At 70.0% G+C, this 18,610-nt stretch carries 17 protein-coding genes; 2 read left to right on the forward strand and 15 right to left on the reverse strand.

The window, feature by feature from the left end; translation table 11 throughout:
* Nucleotides 1–73 precede the first annotated feature (73 nt).
* Nucleotides 74–1,540: a glutamate synthase subunit beta gene (locus EV644_RS05780; protein WP_132188207.1), complete on the reverse strand. Its 1,467-nt coding sequence runs from the start codon at nt 1,538–1,540 to the stop codon at nt 74–76.
* The gene (gltB, locus tag EV644_RS05785) at nt 1,540–6,063 is read right to left on the reverse strand and encodes a glutamate synthase large subunit (protein WP_132188206.1); all 4,524 of its coding nucleotides are present in this window, start codon (nt 6,061–6,063) and stop codon (nt 1,540–1,542) included. The genes EV644_RS05780 and gltB overlap by 1 nt, the downstream gene beginning before the upstream one ends.
* 229 nt (nt 6,064–6,292) lie before the next feature.
* On the opposite strand from gltB, the gene EV644_RS05790 reads away from it, so the two are divergent.
* Nucleotides 6,293–7,126 carry a phosphotransferase gene (locus EV644_RS05790; protein WP_158292747.1) on the forward strand — a complete coding sequence of 278 codons (834 nt, stop codon included), beginning with the start codon at nt 6,293–6,295 and terminating at the stop codon, nt 7,124–7,126.
* On the opposite strand, the gene EV644_RS05795 is transcribed toward EV644_RS05790, so the two are convergent.
* The 12 genes from EV644_RS05795 to hisI all read right to left on the reverse strand — a co-directional run bounded on the left by EV644_RS05795 (nt 7,123) and on the right by hisI (nt 16,459).
* On the reverse strand, nt 7,123–7,902 hold the full coding sequence (locus EV644_RS05795; RefSeq protein ID WP_241998029.1) for a VIT1/CCC1 transporter family protein: 780 nt from the start codon (nt 7,900–7,902) through the stop codon (nt 7,123–7,125). The genes EV644_RS05790 and EV644_RS05795 overlap by 4 nt on opposite strands.
* Nucleotides 7,895–8,935 carry a prolipoprotein diacylglyceryl transferase gene (gene lgt / locus EV644_RS05800; protein ID WP_132188204.1) on the reverse strand — a complete coding sequence of 347 codons (1,041 nt, stop codon included), beginning with the start codon at nt 8,933–8,935 and terminating at the stop codon, nt 7,895–7,897. The genes EV644_RS05795 and lgt overlap by 8 nt, the downstream gene beginning before the upstream one ends.
* A 72-nt stretch (nt 8,936–9,007) precedes the next feature.
* Nucleotides 9,008–9,715: a DsbA family protein gene (locus EV644_RS05805; RefSeq protein WP_132188203.1), complete on the reverse strand. Its 708-nt coding sequence runs from the start codon at nt 9,713–9,715 to the stop codon at nt 9,008–9,010.
* Nucleotides 9,712–10,197, reverse strand: coding sequence for a MauE/DoxX family redox-associated membrane protein (locus EV644_RS05810; protein ID WP_241998028.1), 486 nt, complete (start codon nt 10,195–10,197; stop codon nt 9,712–9,714). The genes EV644_RS05805 and EV644_RS05810 overlap by 4 nt, the downstream gene beginning before the upstream one ends.
* On the reverse strand, nt 10,194–10,856 hold the full coding sequence (locus EV644_RS05815) for an SCO family protein (RefSeq protein WP_241998027.1): 663 nt from the start codon (nt 10,854–10,856) through the stop codon (nt 10,194–10,196). Before EV644_RS05815 ends, EV644_RS05810 begins: the two co-directional genes overlap by 4 nt.
* Nucleotides 10,857–10,863: 7 nt before the next feature.
* A complete protein-coding gene (gene trpA, locus EV644_RS05820; RefSeq protein WP_132188202.1) occupies nt 10,864–11,691 on the reverse strand; it encodes a tryptophan synthase subunit alpha in 828 nt (275 codons plus the stop codon).
* Nucleotides 11,688–12,896: a tryptophan synthase subunit beta gene (trpB, locus tag EV644_RS05825; protein ID WP_132188201.1), complete on the reverse strand. Its 1,209-nt coding sequence runs from the start codon at nt 12,894–12,896 to the stop codon at nt 11,688–11,690. The genes trpA and trpB overlap by 4 nt, the downstream gene beginning before the upstream one ends.
* 77 nt (nt 12,897–12,973) lie before the next feature.
* The gene (gene trpC, locus EV644_RS05830; protein ID WP_132188200.1) at nt 12,974–13,780 is read right to left on the reverse strand and encodes an indole-3-glycerol phosphate synthase TrpC; all 807 of its coding nucleotides are present in this window, start codon (nt 13,778–13,780) and stop codon (nt 12,974–12,976) included.
* 16 nt (nt 13,781–13,796) lie between these two features.
* Nucleotides 13,797–14,057 carry an HGxxPAAW family protein gene (locus EV644_RS05835; RefSeq protein WP_132188199.1) on the reverse strand — a complete coding sequence of 87 codons (261 nt, stop codon included), beginning with the start codon at nt 14,055–14,057 and terminating at the stop codon, nt 13,797–13,799.
* 55 nt (nt 14,058–14,112) lie between these two features.
* A complete protein-coding gene (locus EV644_RS05840; protein WP_132188198.1) occupies nt 14,113–14,643 on the reverse strand; it encodes a Trp biosynthesis-associated membrane protein in 531 nt (176 codons plus the stop codon).
* Nucleotides 14,643–16,133, reverse strand: a complete 1,491-nt coding sequence (locus EV644_RS05845) for an anthranilate synthase component I (RefSeq protein WP_132188197.1) — start codon at nt 16,131–16,133, stop codon at nt 14,643–14,645. The genes EV644_RS05840 and EV644_RS05845 overlap by 1 nt, the downstream gene beginning before the upstream one ends.
* On the reverse strand, nt 16,130–16,459 hold the full coding sequence (gene hisI, locus EV644_RS05850) for a phosphoribosyl-AMP cyclohydrolase (RefSeq protein ID WP_132188196.1): 330 nt from the start codon (nt 16,457–16,459) through the stop codon (nt 16,130–16,132). The genes EV644_RS05845 and hisI overlap by 4 nt, the downstream gene beginning before the upstream one ends.
* 124 nt (nt 16,460–16,583) lie before the next feature.
* Here hisI and EV644_RS05855 point away from each other — a divergent pair, with 124 nt between their 5' ends.
* A complete protein-coding gene (locus EV644_RS05855) occupies nt 16,584–17,693 on the forward strand; it encodes a dipeptidase (protein ID WP_132188195.1) in 1,110 nt (369 codons plus the stop codon).
* 3 nt (nt 17,694–17,696) lie between these two features.
* Here the strand turns inward: EV644_RS05855 and EV644_RS05860 are convergent, their stop codons facing one another.
* Complete coding sequence (locus EV644_RS05860; protein ID WP_132188194.1) at nt 17,697–18,563, reverse strand: GNAT family N-acetyltransferase; 867 nt, start codon at nt 18,561–18,563, stop codon at nt 17,697–17,699.
* Between the last annotated feature and the right edge of the window lie 47 nt (nt 18,564–18,610).

The following is an 18,610-nucleotide window of genomic DNA, read 5'->3' on the forward strand; positions in this document are numbered from 1 at the left end:
GCGCGGCGTTTCGACCGAAGCCTCCGGTACTGCGGACGCCTGCCGCACGCAGGCGCCCGTAGTACCGGTCAACTCAGACCACCAGTGGTCGGGCGGTCGGTGGGATCGGTGTGGGCAGGGTGGAGGAGCCGGTCAGGTGGGTGTCTACGCCGGCGGCACAGGAGCGGCCTTCGGCGATGGCCCAGACGATGAGGGACTGGCCTCGGCCGGCGTCGCCGCAGGCGAAGACGCCTTCTACCGACGTCTGGTAGGACTTGTCGCGCTTGACGTTGCCGCGCTCGTCCAGGTCCACGCCGAGCTGCTCGAGGAAACCTTCCCGCTCGGGACCGAGGAAGCCCATCGCCAGCAGCACGAGCTGCGCCGGGATGGTCCGCTCCGAGCCCTCGACGGGGGTGAACCTGCCGTCGACGAGCTCCACCTCGACCAGGTCCAGGCCCGAGACGTTGCCGTCGTCATCGGCCACGAAGTTGTTCGTCGAGACGGCGTAGACCCGCTCGCCGCCCTCCTCGTGGGCCGAGGCGACCCGGTAGATCATCGGGTACGTCGGCCAGGGCTGTCCGGCCGGCCGCTCGTCCGAGGGGCGCGGCATGATCTCCAGCTGGGTGACGCTACGGGCACCCTGCCGATGCGCCGTACCCAGGCAGTCGGCGCCGGTGTCACCGCCACCGATGATCACCACATCCTTGCCAGTAGCAACGATCTGGTTCTCGACCGTCTCCCCCAGCGCGACCTTGTTGGACTGCGGCAGGTACTCCATCGCCTGGTGGATGCCACCGAACTCGCGTCCCGGCACCGGCAGGTCCCGGGCCGCGGTGGCACCCGTCGCGATCACGACGGCGTCGTACCGCTGCTTGAGCTGGGTGCCGGTGACGTCCACGCCGACGTTGACTCCGGAGCGGAAGACAGTGCCCTCTTCCTTCATCTGCTGGATCCGGCGCTCGACCTGCGACTTCTCCATCTTGAACTCGGGGATGCCGAACCGCAGCAGCCCGCCGGGCGCGGAGGCCCGCTCGTACACGGCGACGGTGTGACCGGCCCGGGTCAGCTGCTGGGCGACGGCGAGACCGGCCGGGCCGGAGCCGACCACGGCGATCGTCTTGCCGGTCAGCCACTCCGGCGGCTGGGGCCGGACGTCGCCGGACTCCCAGGCCTTGTCGATGATCGCGACCTCGACGTTCTTGATCGTCACCGGCTCCTGGTTGATCCCCAGCACGCAAGCCGGCTCGCACGGCGCCGGGCACAACCGGCCGGTGAACTCCGGGAAGTTGTTCGTCGCGTGCAGCCGCTCGATCGCGCCGGTCCAGTCGTCGCGCCAGACCAGGTCGTTCCACTCCGGGATCAGGTTGCCCAGCGGGCAGCCGGAGTGGCAGAACGGGATGCCGCAGTCCATGCAGCGCCCGGCCTGCTTGGTGATGATCGGCAACAGTGCCTTGCCGGCGCCACCGGGGTAGACCTCTTTCCAGTCCTGCTTGCGTTCCTCCACCGGGCGGCGCTCGGCGACCTCGCGCGGAGTGGTCAGGAATCCCTTCGGGTCAGCCATCAGATGGCCTCCATCATCGCTCGCGTGGTGGCGTCCGCGTCCAGCCCGTCGCGCACGGCGGCCGCCTTGGCCGCCAGCACCCGGGCATAGTCGCGGGGCATCACCGTGGTGAACCTGGCGGCCGCGGCGGTCCAGTCGCCGAGCAGCTTGGCCGCCCGCTCCGAACCGGTCTCCTCGTGGTGCCTGCGGACCAGGTCGTGCAACAGCTCGGACTCGTCCTCGGTGGGCGGGAGCAGGTCTACCAGCTCCGGGTTCACCAAGGCGCGGTCCAGGTCGAGCACGTGGGCCACGCCGCCCGACATGCCCGCCGCGAAGTTCCGGCCGACCGCGCCGATCACCACGACGCGACCCCCCGTCATGTACTCGCAGGCGTGGTCGCCGACCGACTCGACCACGGCGGTGGCTCCGGAGTTCCGCACGCAGAACCGTTGCCCCGCGCCACCGCTGATGAACAGCTCGCCCGACGTCGCGCCGTACGCGATGACGTTGCCGGCGATGATCTGATCGGCCGCGTCGAAGCGCGCGTGCCGGTCCGGCCGGATGACCACGCGGCCACCGGACAGGCCCTTGCCGACGTAGTCGTTGGCGTCACCCTCCAGCCGGAGCGTCACCCCGCGCGGGACGAAGGCGGCGAACGAGTTGCCGGCCGACCCGGTGAAGGTCAGGTCGATCGTCTCGTCCGGCAGCCCCGCGGCCTTGTACCGCTTGGTGATCTCGTGGCCGAGCATGGTGCCGACGGTCCGGTTCACGTTCCGGATCGGGAGCTGCGCCCGGACCGGCTCGCCGTTCTCGAGCGCGGGTGCGCAGATCCGGATCAGCTCGTTGTCCAGCGCCTTGTCGAGCCCGTGGTCCTGCAGCACGGTCTGGTGCCGCGAAGCACCTTCCGGCAGCGAGGGCACGTGCAGGATCGGCGTCAGGTCGAGCCCGTCGGACTTCCAGTGGTCGACCGCGCGCTGGATGTCGAGCACGTCGGCGTGACCGATCGCCTCGTCCAGCGACCGGAAGCCCAGCTCCGCCAGGTACTCCCGGACCTCCTCAGCGATGAACTCGAAGAAGTTCACCACGAACTCGGGCTTCCCGGAGAACCGCTCACGCAGTACCGGGTTCTGCGTCGCGACGCCGACCGGGCAGGTGTCCAGGTGGCAGACACGCATCATGATGCAGCCCGAGACGACCAGCGGGGCCGTGGCGAAGCCGTACTCCTCCGCGCCAAGCAGAGCTGCGATGACGACGTCCCGACCGGTCTTGAGCTGGCCGTCGGTCTGTACGACGATCCGGTCCCGCAAACCGTTCAGCAGCAGGGTTTGCTGGGTCTCGGCGAGGCCGAGCTCCCAGGGACCGCCCGCGTGCTTGAGCGACGTCAGCGGTGCCGCACCAGTACCGCCGTCGTGGCCGGAGATCAGTACGACGTCCGCGTGCGCCTTGCTGACGCCGGCGGCGATCGTGCCGACCCCAACCTCCGAGACGAGCTTCACGTGAATCCGTGCGGACGGGTTCGCGTTCTTCAGGTCGTGGATCAGCTGGGCCAGGTCCTCGATCGAGTAGATGTCGTGGTGCGGGGGCGGCGAGATCAGGCCGACGCCCGGGGTGGAGTGCCGCGTGCTCGCCACCCACGGGTACACCTTGTTCCCGGGCAGCTGACCGCCCTCGCCGGGCTTCGCGCCCTGCGCCATCTTGATCTGGATGTCGTCGGAGTTCGTCAGGTACTCCGCGGTGACGCCGAACCGGCCGGACGCGACCTGCTTGATCGAGCTGCGCCTGGCCGGGTCGTGCAGCCGGTCGGAGTCCTCGCCGCCCTCACCGGTGTTCGACTTGCCGCCGAGCCGGTTCATCGCGATCGCCAGCGTGGTGTGCGCCTCGGCGCTGATCGAGCCGTAGCTCATCGCGCCGGTGGAGAACCGCTTGACGATCGCCGCCACCGGCTCGACCTCGTCGATAGAGATCGGGTCGCGGCCGGACTTGAACCCGAAGAGGCCGCGCAGCGTCATCAGCCGCTCGGACTGCTCGTCCACCCGGGCCGTGTACTGCTTGAAGATGTCGTACCGCCCGGTGCGGGTGGAGTGCTGCAGCCGGAACACCGTCTCCGGGTCGAACAGGTGCGGCTCGCCCTCGCGGCGCCACTGGTACTCGCCGCCGATCTCGAGCTTGCGGTGCGCGGCGACGATGCCGTCCGCCGGGTACGCCCGCAGGTGCCGGCGCCGGACCTCCTCGGCGATGACGTCCAGCCCGATCCCGCCGAGCTTGGACGACGTACCGGTGAAGTAGGCGTCGACCAGGTCCGGCGACAGGCCGTTGGCCTCGAAGATCTGCGCACCGGTGTACGACGCGACGGTGGACACGCCCATCTTCGACATCACCTTGAGGACGCCCTTGCCGAGCGACTTCACCAGGTTCCGGACGGCCTGCTCCGGCTCGATCCCGGGCAGGTAGGTGCCGCGGCGGCAGAGGTCCTCGACGGACTCCAGGGCCAGGTACGGGTTGATCGCGGCCGCGCCGTAGCCCATCAGCAGGGCGACGTGGTGGACCTCACGCACGTCTCCCGCCTCGACGACCAGGCCGACCTGCGTGCGGGTCTTCTCCCTCACCAGGTGGTGATGAACCGCGCCGGTCAGCAGCAGCGACGGGATCGGCGCGTTCTCGGCGTTCGAGTGCCGGTCGGACAGCACCAGGATGCGCGCGCCGTCCGCGATGGCCGCGTCGGCCTCCGCGCAGATCTCCTCGAGCCTGGCCTTCAGCGAGGCGCCGCCACCCTCGACCTCGTACACGCCGCGCAGCACGGTCGTCGCGAGGCCCGGCAGGTCGCCGTCCAGGTTGATGTGCCGCAGCTTGGCCAGCTCGTCGTTGGTGATCACCGGGAACGGCAGCACCACCTGACGGCAGGACGCCGGGCTCGGGTTGAGCAGGTTCGCCTCGGGCCCCAGCGAAGACGACAGCGAGGTGACGAGCTCCTCGCGGATCGCGTCCAGCGGCGGGTTGGTGACTTGGGCGAACAGCTGGGCGAAGTAGTCGAACAGCAGCCGCGGCCGGTCGCTCAGTACGGCGATCGGGGTGTCCGTGCCCATCGAGCCGATCGGCTCGGCACCGGCCTTCGCCATCGGGGTGAGCAGCATCCGCAGCTCTTCCTCGGTGTACCCGAACACCTGCTGGCGCCGGGTCACCGAGGCGTGGCTGTGGACGACGTGCTCGCGCTCGTGCAGGTCCTCGAACCGGATCAGGCCCGCGTGCAGCCACTCGTCGTACGGGTGCTCGTCGGCCAAAGCCGACTTCACCTCGTGGTCGGTGATGATCCGGTGCGCGTCGACGTCGACGAGGAAGATCCGGCCCGGCTCGAGCCGGCCCTTCTGGGTCACGGTGGCCGGGTCGATGTCGAGCACCCCGGCCTCGGACGCGAGGACGACGAGACCGTCCTCGGTCACCCAGTACCGCGAGGGGCGCAGGCCGTTCCGGTCGAGTACGGCGCCGACCTTGGTGCCGTCGGAGAACACCACCGAGGCGGGACCGTCCCACGGCTCCATCAGGGTGGAGTGGAACTCGTAGAACGCGCGCCGCTTCGGGTCCATCGTGGTGGCGTTCTCCCACGCCTCCGGGATCATCATCAGCATCGCGTGCGGCAACGAGCGGCCGCCCAGGTGCAGGAGCTCCAGCACCTCGTCGAACGACGCCGAGTCGGACGCGTCCGGAGTACAGATCGGGTAGATCTGCTCGAGGTCACCCGGGATCAGGTCGCTGGCCAGCAGCGCCTCGCGGGCCCGCATCCAGTTCCGGTTGCCCTGCACGGTGTTGATCTCGCCGTTGTGGGCGATGTACCGGTACGGGTGAGCCAGCGGCCAGGACGGGAACGTGTTGGTGGAGAACCGCGAGTGCACGACGCCGATCGCCGAGGCGAGGTCCGGGTCGGTCAGCTCGGGAAAGAACTTGTCCAGCTGGTCGGTCGTCAGCATCCCCTTGTAGGTGATGGTGCGACCGGACAGCGACGGGAAGTAGGTCGCGGTCTCCCGCTCGGCCCGCTTGCGCAGCCGGAATGCCATCCGCTCCAGCGCCAGTCCCATCACCCGGCCGCCCTTGGCCGCCACGAACAGCTGGCGGAACACCGGCATCACCGACCGCGCGGTGGCCCCGAGCAGCTCGGGGTCGGTCGGCACGTCGCGCCAGCCGACCACCGTCAGGTTCTCCTCGGCGGCGAGCTCCTCGATCCTGGCGACGGCCTTGGCGGCGTCGTCGGCCTCCTCGGGAAGGAAGGCGATGCCCGTCGCATAGCTCCGCGGTACGGGCAGCTCGAAGTCGCACACCTTGCGGTAGAACGCGTCGGGGACCTGCAGCAGGATGCCGGCGCCATCGCCGGAATCGGGCTCGGCGCCGGAGGCACCACGGTGTTCCAGATTGCGCAGGGCGGTCAAAGCCTTGGCCACGATGTCGTGGCTCGGTTCACCGGTGAGGGTTGCGACGAAGGCGACACCACATGCGTCGTGCTCGTGGCGTCCGTCGTACAGACCCTCGCTCGGGAATGGGGGGCGACCATACATTCAGGGCTCCCGTCGTCCTACGGTCAACAACTGGCCGCGGGACAACACTGGCCCAAGCCGGGAGCCCCGAGACTACCTCATGACGCCCGACAGATGGACAGCCATTCCACCGTCACAACGCCTTTCACAGTCCACTGTCACACCACGTGAGCAAGCGCTCACTCGTTCATCTACCCATGGTGACAGCACCCCCTTCCCACCCACCAGACACGCCCCCGAGAATTCACCTGTGACCTGGGGACCGGACGACGACTGGCAGCCGCTCACGTCCGGGACCGGGCAGGCGAATGGTGGCGTCTGGGTCACCGGCGAGGGCTGGGTGGTGAAGAGGCTGCTGCCCGGCGTGGAGGACGTGCGGCATCACGCGTACTGGCAGCGTCAGGCCCTCGTCGCCGAGACCGGCATCGTCGCGCGGACCCCCGGGCTGCGGACGCCGGAGTACCTCCGGGTCGTCCGGGATGCGGAGGGGATCAGTCTGTGGTCCGAGTACGTCGAGAGCGCGGTGGTGGATCCGCTCGCGCTGGCGCGGGCTCTCGGGCGGTTTGCGCAGGCCCGGGTGGTCGAGCCTGCGTGGGGCGCTCGGGACGTCGTACGCGACCGCCTGCGGACGGTAGAGCGCCGCGGAGGGTGGACTGCGCTCTCCCCGGTAGTCGACGAGCCGCTGCGGCGGACCGTGCAGGCGCTGTGGGTACGACGGGACGCGGCGCTGGCGGAACTGGACGCCCTGCCGCGAGTCCCGACGCACGGCGACGCCCACCCGGTGAACCTCTGTGGCAGGTGGGGCGACGACGTGATCGCCCTCGACTGGGAGCAGTTCGGCCTCGGCCCGGCCGGCTTCGACCTCGGCTACCTCCTGCTAGCCACCGACCTGCCGCTCTCCTCGCTGCTCGACGCCCACGGCGGAGATTCCGCGGTACGGCGAGGTGCTGTCCTGACCGCAGCGTTCACCGCGGTGTCGCGGGCAGCGTGGTCACTTGATCAGCCGTCGCCAGGTGATCACGTCGAGCGTTTGGTCGCGCTCGGCGACGTGATCGACGAGGCCTCCCGCCAGGCGGGTCGCTAACCGACGCCCGGGCCGACCAGGGTGCCGACGAAGTAGGTGAGGGCTGCGGCGATGCCGCCGAGGATCAGCTGGCGGAGGCCGGAGTACCACCAGGAGCGGGTGGTGACGCGGCTGACGACCGCGCCGCAGATGAAGAGCGCGGTGAGGGACATGATCAGCGCGGGCAGCACGTTCGAGGCGCCGAGCAGGTACGGCAGGACCGGGATGATCGCGCCGATCGCGAAGCAGACGAACGACGACGACGCCGCGACCACCGGGGACGGCAGGTCGTTGGGGTCGAGGCCGAGCTCTTCGCGGACGTGCTCCTCGAGCGCCTGGTCGGGGTTCGCGTGGAACTGCTGGGCGACCTTGCTAGCCAGCTCCGGGTCGAGGCCCTTCGCCTCGTAGGTCTCGGCGAGTTCCAGCTCCTCGTCGCCGGGGTGGCGCTGGATCTCGCGCCGCTCGACCTCGATCTCGGCGCGGGCGAGCTCGCGCTGCGAGGCGACCGAGGTGTACTCCCCCGCCGCCATCGAGAACGCGCCGGCCGCCAGCCCCGCGAGCCCGGCCAGCACGATGAACTGCGACCCGGACTCGGTGCCGCCGTCCATGCCGGCGATCAGCGCGAAGTTCGACACCAGCCCGTCCATCGCCCCGAACACCGCAGGCCGCAGCCAGCCACCCGTCACATCGCGATGCGTGTGGTCCCCGGAATGCTCCGCGGACACCCCCGGTACGCCGGAAGTCGGCGGCGGGGTGGAGTCCTCGCCGCCGGCAGCAGGTACAACGGGGTCAGTCACGGGGCCTGTCAGTCGGGGATCCGGCTTCGACCTTGGCGTCCTTGTCGCTGCCGGGGGCGGCGGTGTCCGCGGACGGCTGGTCCGCGTCAGCCGGGACCGCCTCCTCCGAGGAAGGGGTCTCGGCCGCGGTGTCCGCCGGTTCGTCGGCATCCGCCGCGGTGTCGGAGGGCTTGTCGCCGCCAGCCGCGGGACCGCCGGAGATGTCCTCCTGGCCGGGCCTCAGGCGGAGGCTGATGACGAAGTAGGCGACGGCGAGCACGAACAGCACCATCGACACCCACACGTTCAACCGGAGGCCGGCGAACTCGTTCACCGTGTCGATCCGCAGGTTCTCGATCCACGCCCGGCCCAGCGTGTAGCCCGCGACGTACAGCGCGAAGGCGCGGCCGTGGCCGAGCTTGTAGCGCCGGTCGACCAGGATCACCAGGGCGATCACGCCGAGGTTCCAGATCGCTTCGTAGAGGAACGTCGGGTGGAAGGTGGCGAAGTCGATGTAGCCCGGGGGCCGGTGCCCCGGGGCGATCTCCAGGCCCCAGGGCAGGTCCGTCGGCTTCCCGAACAGTTCCTGGTTGAAGTAGTTCCCGAACCGGCCGATCACCTGGGCCAGCGCGATTCCGGGCGCCATCGCGTCGGCCACGGCGAGGAACGGCACCTTGTGCCGGCGGCAGGCGATCCAGGCGCCGAGCGCGCCGAACGCGACCGCGCCCCAGATGCCGAGGCCGCCGTGCCAGATCTTCAGCGCGTCGATCGGGTGCTTGCCCTCGCCGAAGTACAGCTCGGCGTCGGTGATCACGTGGTAGATCCGGGCCCCGACCAGGCCGAACGGCACCGCCCACATGATGATGTCGGCGAGCACCTCGGCCGAGCCGCCGCGGGCGACCCAGCGTTTCCGGCCCAGCCAGTAACCGGCGAAGATGCCGAGCAGGATGCAGATGGCGTAGGCACGCAGCGGCAACGGGCCGAGGTGCCAGACGCCCTGGCTGGGACTGGGGATGAACGCCGGGATGATCACGGCGGGCAGCAGACTAGACATGGCAAGCAGGAACGCTACTCGACCGGCACGATCGCGACCACCAACACGTGGTCACGATGGGGACTCGGCGCGTCAGCTCGTGGCCCCGACGGCCTTCTCCAGGCCCTCAGGAGTGAGCTGGTCGCCACTCAGCATCTTGTCGTTCACGAAGACCGTGGGAGTGCCTTCCACCTTGCGGTCGTTGGCCGCCTGGGCGATCGAGTCGAGCCAGCCCTGGTAGCTGTTGTCGTTGACCGCCGCCTCGAACTTCTGGTCGTCGATGCCGAGCTGCTTGCCCAGGTCGATCAGCTGGTCGGTGGTCCAGGCCTTGGAGAAGTCGCCGTACATGCCGTCGGCGTAGCTCAGTGCCTTGCCGTTCGCGGCGGCCGCAGCGAACGCGTTCGCCAGCCGGGGCGAGTCATCCGGGCTCACGAAAGCCAGCGGCCAGTAGGTCAGGGTGGCGGTGCCGTCCTGGACCAGCTTGTCGATGGTCGGGCCGGACTCCTCCTCGAAGTCCGCGCAGTGCGGGCAGCGGAAGTCGAGGTACAGGTCGATGTGCGACTTGGCGCCGGCCTTGCCGACCGTGACGCCCTTGCCGTTGGTGCCGGGTCCGGTGATCACCGCGGGCTCCGGCTGGCCGCTGGTGGTCACCTCGACCTTGGAGTGCTTGCGCCAGTAGTCGACGCCGACCGCGGCGATGATGGCGAGCACCACCACGACCACGATGACGATGCCGGCGAGATCCGCCGGCTTCTGCTGCAGCAGCGGATTGACCGGGGGCTTGGGCTGGGTCTTGCTCACGACGCGGTAACTCCTGTCGACACGTGCGGATCCGATTCGAGCGCGAACTTGCTGCGCGGGCTGAACCACAGCCACCCCGCGAGCACCAGCAGACCGACGTCCCGCAGGATCTCCTGCAAGTACTTCGTCTGGCCGGGCGCGACCTGACCGCCGCCGCCGAAGCAGCCACAGTCGATCGCCAGACCACGAGCCCAGGCGGAGGACACCGCGGCGATGAACACCAGCATGAAAACTCCAGCCACCGCGGCGGCGGGCCGGACACCGTAACCGACGATCAACAGCAACCCGATCGCGATCTCCAGGAAAGGCAGCACGAGCCCCACGATGCTGTCGAACCCGGACGGAAGCAGTTCGTAGGCCCGGACCGCCTGCGCGGCGACCTCCGGGTCGGTGACCTTGAGCGCGCCGGCCACCAGCATCACACCGCCGAGCACCAGCCGGGCGACCAGCGACACCCACGGGAACCAAGGTTGCTGCTTCACTGGTTCTCCTCGACGAGCTTGCCGAAGTCGTGCGCCAGGTCGCCGATCGCCGCGTTCGACAGCCACAGCACGGTGGCCTGGTCGTTCGCGCCGAAGCCGAGCACCTGGGCGCCGTGGCCCACCTCGTACCCGCCGGAGGGCAGCTTCTTCATGCCCTCCACCGGGACGCCGACGGCCTTGGCGATGTCCTTGATCGAGGTCAGGTTGCCGGTCAGCCCGACGAACGACGGGTCGAACCGGTCCAGGTACTTGCGGATCACCGGTCCGGTGTCCCTCGCCGGATCAGTGGTGATGAACAGCAGTTGAACCTGGTCGCGCACCGACTCGTCCAGCTTGGTCAAGGCGGAGGCGACGTCGGCCATCACCGTCGGGCAGACGTCCGGGCAGTTCGTGTAGCCGAAGAACACCAGCGTGACCGGCTTCTTCGTCGACGTGACCAGGTTGAACTCGTTGCCCGAGGTGTCGGTCAGCGAGGTGGCCGGTAACGAGTACGGCCGGTCCAGCGTTGCCCCGCGCAACCCGTTCGGGTCACCGGCCGGGGTGCGGATGATCGCCCCACCGGGGTTGTCGGCTGACTGCTTCGGCCCGCTGCTGCAGCCCACGAGGGCAAGCAGAGCCACCGCGGCGAAGAAAACGGCCGCGTTCCTGGTTCGACTCACGGCGGTTCTAACGAGCGACGGGGGTGCTACGTTCCCGCCGGACCCCTTCAGCGAGGCTTTCCGTGAGCGATTTCACTCCCGCCGGTCCGCCCGCGTCGAGCGCCTTCACGAACGCGGAGCCCACGATCACAGCATCCGCGTACGCCGCGACGTCCGCCGCCTGGTCCGCGTCGGAGACGCCGAGTCCGACCCCGACCGGGAGCCCGGTGGTCGCCTTCGTCCGGGCGACCAGCGGCGCGGCCAGGTCGGAGGCCTGGTCACGGGCACCGGTGACGCCCATCACGGCGGTCGCGTAGACGAATCCCCGGCAGGACGCCGTGGTGAGCCCGATCCGCGCGTCGGTGGAGGACGGCGAGACGAGGAACACCTTGTCCAGCTCGTTCTTGTCGGCGGCGGCGATCCACTCGGCGCCTTCGTCCGGGATCAGGTCGGGCGTGATCAGGCCCGCTCCCCCGGCGGCGGCCAGATCCACCGCGAACCGATCCACGCCGTACCGCTCGATCGGGTTCCAGTACGTCATCACCAGCACCGGTACATCGGCGTACGCGGCGACCTTCTCGACGGTGCCGAGCACGTCGCGGATCCGCAGCCCGCCGGCCAGCGCGATCTCGGCGGCGCGCTGGATCGTCACGCCGTCCATCACCGGGTCGCTGTACGGCAGGCCGATCTCGAGCACGTCCACACCGCCGTCGACCATCGCCTTGATCGCGTCCACGCCACCGTCGATGGTCGGGTAGCCGGCCGGCAGGTAGCCGACCAGCGCGGCCCGGCCCTCGTCGTTCGCCTTCCGGATCGCGGTGCCCGCGTTGCCCAGTTCGGCGCTCACGTCGCTCATGCCTTGCCGTTCCCGTCGATCAGGCCGAACCACTCGCCGGCCGTGTCCATGTCCTTGTCACCACGACCGGACAGGCACACCAGGATCGTTGCCTCAGGCCCCAGTTCCTTGGCGATCTCCAGCGTGCCGGCGATCGCGTGCGCCGACTCGATCGCCGGGATGATGCCCTCGGTGCGTGCGAGCAGCCGCAGCGACTCCATCGCCGCCGCGTCCGTCGCCGGCCGGTACGTCGCCCGGCCGGTCTCCGCCAGCCAGGCGTGCTCCGGGCCGACGCCCGGGTAGTCCAGTCCGGCGGAGATCGAGTGCGACTCGATCGTCTGGCCGTCCTCGTCCTGCAGCAGGTACGACCGGGCGCCGTGCAGCACGCCGACCTGGCCCGCGGTGATCGTCGCCGCGTGGCGGCCGGTCTCGTACCCGTCGCCGCCGGCCTCGATGCCGTACAGCTTCACCTCGGTGTCGGGGACGAAGGCGGCGAACAGACCGATCGCGTTCGAGCCACCACCGACACAGGCGACGGCCGCGTCCGGAAGCCGGCCGAGCAGCTCGAGCGACTGGGCCCGCGCCTCGTCACCGATCCCCCGGACGAAGTCGCGCACCATGGCCGGGAACGGGTGCCCGCCGGCCGCGGTACCGAGCAGGTAATGCGTGTTGCCGACGCTGGCGACCCAGTCGCGCAGCGCCTCGTTGATCGCGTCCTTCAGCGTCCGGCTGCCGGTCTTGACCGGGATCACCTCGGCGCCGAGCAGCTTCATCCGGGCCACGTTCAGGGCCTGCCGCTCGGTGTCGACCTCGCCCATGTAGACGACGCACTCGAGATCCAGGTAGGCGCACGCGGTCGCCGCGGCGACACCGTGCTGGCCGGCGCCGGTCTCGGCGATCACCCGGGTCTTGCCCATCCGCTTGGTGAGCAGCGCCTGGCCGAGCACGTTGCGGATCTTGTGCGCGCCGGTGTGGTTCAGGTCCTCGCGCTTCAGCAGCACCCGCGCCCCGACGACGTCCGACAGCCGGGTCGCGTCGTACAGCAGGCTCGGGGTGCCGGCGTACTCGCGCAGCATCCGCTCGAACTCGTCGGTGAAGGTCTTGTCCGCCATCGCCTGCTGCCACGCGGTGGTCAGCTCGTCGAGCGGCGCGATCAGCGCCTCCGGCAGGAACCTGCCGCCGAAGCGGCCGAAGTGCCCGAGCTGGTCGGGCAGCACAGCAGTCATGTTCGCCTTCCAAAACCCCTGCTCACACAAGGGTTTCACGTCTCGGTGACGACCCCCTCGGCGGGGGCCGGCACGTCTCAGTGACGCTGCTGGATGGCGGGGTGCGATCCCGCAGCGACGAGATCGGCGACCGAGGCCCGCGGATCGCGGCCGGTCACCAGGGTTTCACCGACGAGGACGACATCGGCCCCGGCGCGCGCGAACTCGATTACATCATGCGGACCTCGAACGCCGGACTCCGCCACCCGGACCAGGTTGGTCGGGATCGACGGCGCGACCCGGGCGAAGGTGTTCCGGTCGACCTCGAGGGTCTTCAGGTTGCGGTTGTTGACGCCGATCAGCTGAGCCCCCGCGTCCACCGCCCGCAGCGTCTCCTCTTCGTCGTGCACCTCGACCAGCGGGCACAACCCGATGGAGTGGGACCGCTCGATCAGCGAGACCAGCGCCTCCTGCTCCAGCGCGGCCACCATCAGCAGCACCATGTCGGCGCCGGCCGCACGGGCCTCCCAGAGCTGGTACGAGGACACGATGAAGTCCTTGCGCAGCACCGGTACATCGACCCGGCCGCGGACCGCGCGCAGGTCCTCCAGGCTGCCGCCGAAGCGGCGCTGCTCGGTCAGCACGCTGATCGCCGCCGCACCACCCTCGGCGTACTCCGAGGCGAGCGCGGCGGGGTCGGCGATGTCGGCCAGGGCACCCTTGGACGGACTGGACCGCTTCACCTCGGCGATGATCGCGATCCCGTCACCGCGGAACACCGGCATCGGGTCCTTGGCGTCGGGCTTGCGCTGGGCTTCCAGCTTGAGGTCGTCCAGGCTGACCCGCGCCTGGCGCTCCGCGAGGTCCTCCCGGACCCCGGCGAGGATGTCGTCAAGCACAGTCATGATTGTGGTCCGTCCGTCAGTGGTGGTCGCTGGACCGTGCACCGAACCCGAGCAGCTGCATCACCTTGCCGACCAGGCCGCCCGCCACGGCGATCCCGACCGAGATCCAGAACAACACCCAGTTCGGCCCCATCACCATCGCGATGGCTCCGACGGTGAACCCGACCAGCACGATCGTCACGGCGGTCCAGGCCGCCGGAGTGCTGCCGTGCAGGCCGCCTGCGTGAGCTTCTTCGCTCTCGTAGTCCACCGTTTGATCTGCGGTCGTATTGTCCATCGTTGGCGCCACTCCTCTTGTCGTCCCCTCCTATTGTGGCGGTAGCCCCCGACAGTCAGATCGTCGGGTCCTCACCGGCGTCGATCGCCTTCCACTGATCGGCCGGTGTGGCGGCCGGATCACGCTCGTACCGCAGCGTCGGGCGCCGCCATCGATGCGCCGTGAGCAGCGCGATCACTCCCGCCGCCAGCAGTGCCACCCCGCCCGCCAGAGCAAGCCAGGGCGCCGGTCCGGTGCTGAGGAGCACCCGGTCCGTCACCGCCTGACTGAGCTCTGGCCGGAGCCTACCGAGTTCCGCGGCATCCGGTCGCACCTGCAGTGCCACCGCGATCGCGGCTACTCCCATCAGCGCGACCAGGGCGGCCAGGACACGCCGGAGCGCAGTACCGGCGAGCTTGGTGACGATGACGGCCACCACGCCTGCCAGCGCCAGGGTCACCGGCGCGCGGGTCACGGCGTACCCGTTGAAGTTCACCACCGGACGGCCGCTGCCGGGGTCAGCGATCGACCAGGTCAGGTAGGCCGACAGGCCGAGCAGCACGAGGGCCACCACCGCCAGCAGGTCCACCACTCGTTGTGGGCGCATCAGACCTCGGAGAACGTGCCGGCGACGGCGATGGCGTTCAGGACGGCCGCCGCCTTGGTACGGCACTCGGCGTCCTCGGAGGCCGGGTCCGAGTCCGCGACGATGCCCGCGCCCGCCTGCACGTACGCCGTCGTACCGCGCAGCACCGCGGTACGGATCGCGATGGCGGTATCGGCGTCACCGGCGAAGTCGAGGTAACCGACCACGCCGCCGTAGACGCCCCGCCGGGTCACCTCCAGCTTGTCGATGATCTCCATCGCCCGCGGTTTCGGTGCTCCGGACAACGTTCCGGCCGGGAACGCGGCGGTGAGCGCGTCGAAGGCGGTCTTGCCCGCCTGCAGCCGCCCGGTGACCGTCGACTCCAGGTGCATCACGTGGCTGTAGCGGCGGACGTCCATGAAGTCCACCACCTCGACCGTGCCGGGCGCGCAGACCCGGCCGACGTCGTTGCGGCCGAGGTCGACGAGCATCAGGTGCTCGGCGCGCTCCTTGGCGTCGGCGCGCAGCTCCTCCTCGAGCGCCCGGTCCTCCTCCGGCGTCGCGCCGCGCGGGCGGGTGCCGGCGATCGGGTGCAGGATCACCTTGTTGTCGGTGACCTTCACCAGCGCCTCGGGGCTGGACCCGACGATGTCGAAGCCGTCCAGGCGGACCAGGTACATGTACGGGCTCGGGTTCGACCGGCGGAGCACCCGGTAGATGTCGAGCGCGCTCGCCGTCGTCTGCAGCTCGAACCGCTGCGAGACGACGATCTGGAACGCCTCGCCCGCCCGGATCTCCTCCTTGGCGGTCTCCACCGCCTCCCGGTACTCCGCGCCGGACCGCTGCCGGTGCGGGTCCGGCTGCGCCTGCCGGTTCGCGTGCACGACGTACGACGGGGTCGGCTGGGCGAGGTCCTTCTGCATCGCGTCCAGCCGGCGGACGGCGTCCGCGTAGGACTCGTCCACCCGCTCGTCGGAGTCGTCCCAGTTGACCGCGTTGGCGATCAGCCAGATCTCGCCCGTCTCGTGGTCCAGCGCGGCCAGGTCGGTGGCGAACAGGAAGGTCAGCTCGGGCAGGCCGAGGTCGTCGGTCGTTGTGTCCGGCAACTTCTCCAGCCGGCGGACCGCGTCGTACCCGAGGAAGCCGACCATGCCGCCGGTCAGCGGCGGCAGGTCCGGCAGCCGCGGGGTGTGCAGGATGTCCAGCGTCTCGCGGAGCGCCTTCAGCGGGTCGCCGGTCTGCGGCAGTCCGACCGGAGGGGTGCCGGTCCAGACGGCCTCACCGTTGCGCTCGGTCAGGGTGGCGGCGCTGCGCACCCCGATGAACGAGTACCGCGACCAGACGCCGCCGTTCTCCGCGGACTCCAGCAGGAAGGTGCCCTCGCGCTCGGCCGCGAGCTTGCCGTAGACGCCGATCGGGGTCTCCGCGTCCGCCAGCAGCCGTCGTGTCACCGGGATGACACGACGGTCCTTGGCGTACTCGCGGAAGGTCTCGAGATCGGGAGTGTTCACGCCTTGACCTCGAATTCGCCGTGCTCGAAGCAGCTTCGCGTCCCGGTGTGGCAGGCCGGGCCCTCCTGGTCGACCAGGACCAGCAGGGTGTCGGCGTCGCAGTCGACCAGGATCTGCTTCACGTGCTGACGGTTGCCGCTCGTCTCGCCCTTCACCCAGTACTCCTGGCGGCTGCGCGACCAGAAGGTGCTGCGGCCGGACTCGGCGGTCCGGCGGACGGCCTCGGCGTTCATCCAGCCGACCATCAGGACCTCGCGGGTGTCGTACTGCTGCACGACGGCAGGGATCAGCCCGGCCGCGTCGAAGGTCAGCTCCTCGGTATCCACCACCCCATTGTCCCCGATCCCCCGTCACTCCCCGACCGCCCGGGGTCGGGTGGCCGCGGACAACCCCGACGGCCCGGCGTCGGGTGGGCATGCGAGACGCCGCCGGGCCTGACAAAATGCCGGAATGACGAGTGTCGCCCGGGTGCAGACCCTGCTGCAGAACCATCCCCTGATCGACGGCCACAACGATCTCCCGATCGCCTTCCACGAGCTGTGCGGGTACGACCTCGACGCTTACGACCTGAGCGTCTCGGTGCCCAAGCTGAACACCGACCTGCCCCGGCTCCGGCTCGGCCAGGTCGCGGCCCAGTTCTGGTCGTTGTGGGTGCCGCAGGACGCCGACGCGGTCCGCCGGACGTTCGAGCAGATCGACTTCGTGCACCGGATGGTCGCGCGCTTCCCGGAGGCGCTCCAGCTCGCCGACACCGCGGACGACGTCGACATCGCCTTCAAGGAGCGCCGGATCGCCTCGCTGATGGGGATGGAGGGCGGCCACTCGATCGGTGAGTCGCTCGGCGTGCTGCGGATCATGCGCGAGCTCGGCGTCCGGTACATGACGCTGACGCACAACAACAACGTGTCCTGGGCCGACTCCGCCACGGACGAGCCGGTGCTCGGCGGGATGAACGAGTTCGGCGAGGACGTGGTGAGGGAGATGAACCGGCTCGGCATGCTGGTCGACCTCTCGCACGTCTCAGCCGACACGATGCGGCACGCGCTGCGGGTGACCAGCGCGCCGGTCATCTTCAGCCACTCGTCCGCCCAGGCGGTCTGCGACCACCCGCGCAACGTGCCGGACGACGTACTGCAGACGCTGGCCGGCAACGACGGGGTCTGCATGGTGACGTTCGTGCCGGTCTTCGTCTCGCAGGCGTACGTCGACTGGGTGGCGGGGGCCCGCGAACTGGCGGGTGAGCTCGGCCTCGATCCGCTGGTGCCGGCTCAGCAGAAGAAGCTGAAGGAGGCGTACGGCGTACCGAAGCCGCAGGTGACCCTCGACGACGTGGTGGCGCACGTCGAACACGTCCGCGAGGTGGCCGGGATCGACCACATCGGGCTCGGCGGCGACTACGACGGCTGCCCGGAGTTCCCGGTCGGACTGCCGGACGTCGCGTCGTACCCGTCGCTCTTCTACGCCCTCGCCGACCGCGGCTGGAGCGACGACGACCTCGCAAAACTTGCCGGAGGCAACACCCTTCGGGTACTGCGGGCCGCCGACGAGGTCGCCGCGTAGGTATCAGGCCTTCCGGACCTGGGCGCGGGTCTCGGGGAGGGGCTGGAACCCGGCCGTGCGGTAGGTGGCGACGGCGCCGACGTTGAAGGCGGGCGTGCAGACGAGGGCGCTGGACGAACCCAGGTCCCGGAGCGCGGCGGCCGCGGCGACGGTGATCGCCTTGCCGTGTCCGGCGCCGCGGAACTCGCGGTGCACCCCCAACGGCTCGATCAGTCCCGGCTTGCCGGCTCCGGCCGACCACACGGTGACCGCTGCCACCGGGTCACCCCGGCCGTTCCTCCCGACGAGACACCTGGCGTCGGCGTACGGCGTACCGGCGGCCATCGCGTGCCAGCGCTCGTCGGTGAAGGTGGAGCCGTCGAAGGACGCGCGCTGGACCGCGGTCCGCACGTGCGCCTGGTCCGGTCCGATCACCTCGACCGCCAGACCGGGATCCTCGATCGGCTCCGCGAGATCACGCTCGAGCGGTACCCACGGCTCGTCGGCGTCCCACCCGTCCTTGAACAGCAGGTCGCGAGCCCGCGCACCCTCCGGCGCATCGACGTACACGGTCCCCTCGATCAGTACTCCGCGCGCGGGGTCCGAGCTGTCGTCGACGATCTGCTGGGCGAGCTCCGCGTCGTCGAACGCACCCGGCGCCAGCGCGAGCCGCAACATGTCCGGCTCGTCGAGCAACCCGACCGCGAGGATCTCGTGGTCGCGCTTCCACACCCGCACGGCATCCGCGGTCCGCTCGGCCCCGAACCGCCAGAACCACCCCAGATCCCCCGGATGCACCTGCACCGCCACCCCGCCGTACTGCCACTCCCCCAGCTTCCCGGCAACCTCGCCCAACCCGCCGACCCCCGGCACACCCAGCTCGATAGTCATACGCCTGATCACACACCACTCCACCGACACTCCGCACCCGGGTTTCC

The organism is Kribbella orskensis (assembly GCF_004342085.1).
In the GTDB taxonomy this organism is placed as follows: Bacteria; Actinomycetota; Actinomycetes; order Propionibacteriales; family Kribbellaceae; genus Kribbella; species Kribbella orskensis.

Bases quoted from the DNA above. Each gene is read 5' to 3' on its own strand.
- EV644_RS05780 (WP_132188207.1), bottom strand. From the start codon at position 1,540: ATGGCTGACCCGAAGGGATTCCTGACCACTCCGCGCGAGGTCGCCGAG.
- gltB (WP_132188206.1), bottom strand. From the start codon at position 6,063: ATGTATGGTCGCCCCCCATTCCCGAGCGAGGGTCTGTACGACGGACGC.
- lgt (WP_132188204.1), bottom strand. From the start codon at position 8,935: ATGTCTAGTCTGCTGCCCGCCGTGATCATCCCGGCGTTCATCCCCAGT.
- trpA (WP_132188202.1), bottom strand. From the start codon at position 11,691: ATGAGCGACGTGAGCGCCGAACTGGGCAACGCGGGCACCGCGATCCGG.
- trpB (WP_132188201.1), bottom strand. From the start codon at position 12,896: ATGACTGCTGTGCTGCCCGACCAGCTCGGGCACTTCGGCCGCTTCGGC.
- trpC (WP_132188200.1), bottom strand. From the start codon at position 13,780: ATGACTGTGCTTGACGACATCCTCGCCGGGGTCCGGGAGGACCTCGCG.
- EV644_RS05835 (WP_132188199.1), bottom strand. From the start codon at position 14,057: ATGGACAATACGACCGCAGATCAAACGGTGGACTACGAGAGCGAAGAA.
- EV644_RS05840 (WP_132188198.1), bottom strand. From the start codon at position 14,643: ATGCGCCCACAACGAGTGGTGGACCTGCTGGCGGTGGTGGCCCTCGTG.
- EV644_RS05855 (WP_132188195.1), top strand. From the start codon at position 16,584: ATGACGAGTGTCGCCCGGGTGCAGACCCTGCTGCAGAACCATCCCCTG.
- EV644_RS05860 (WP_132188194.1), bottom strand. From the start codon at position 18,563: ATGACTATCGAGCTGGGTGTGCCGGGGGTCGGCGGGTTGGGCGAGGTT.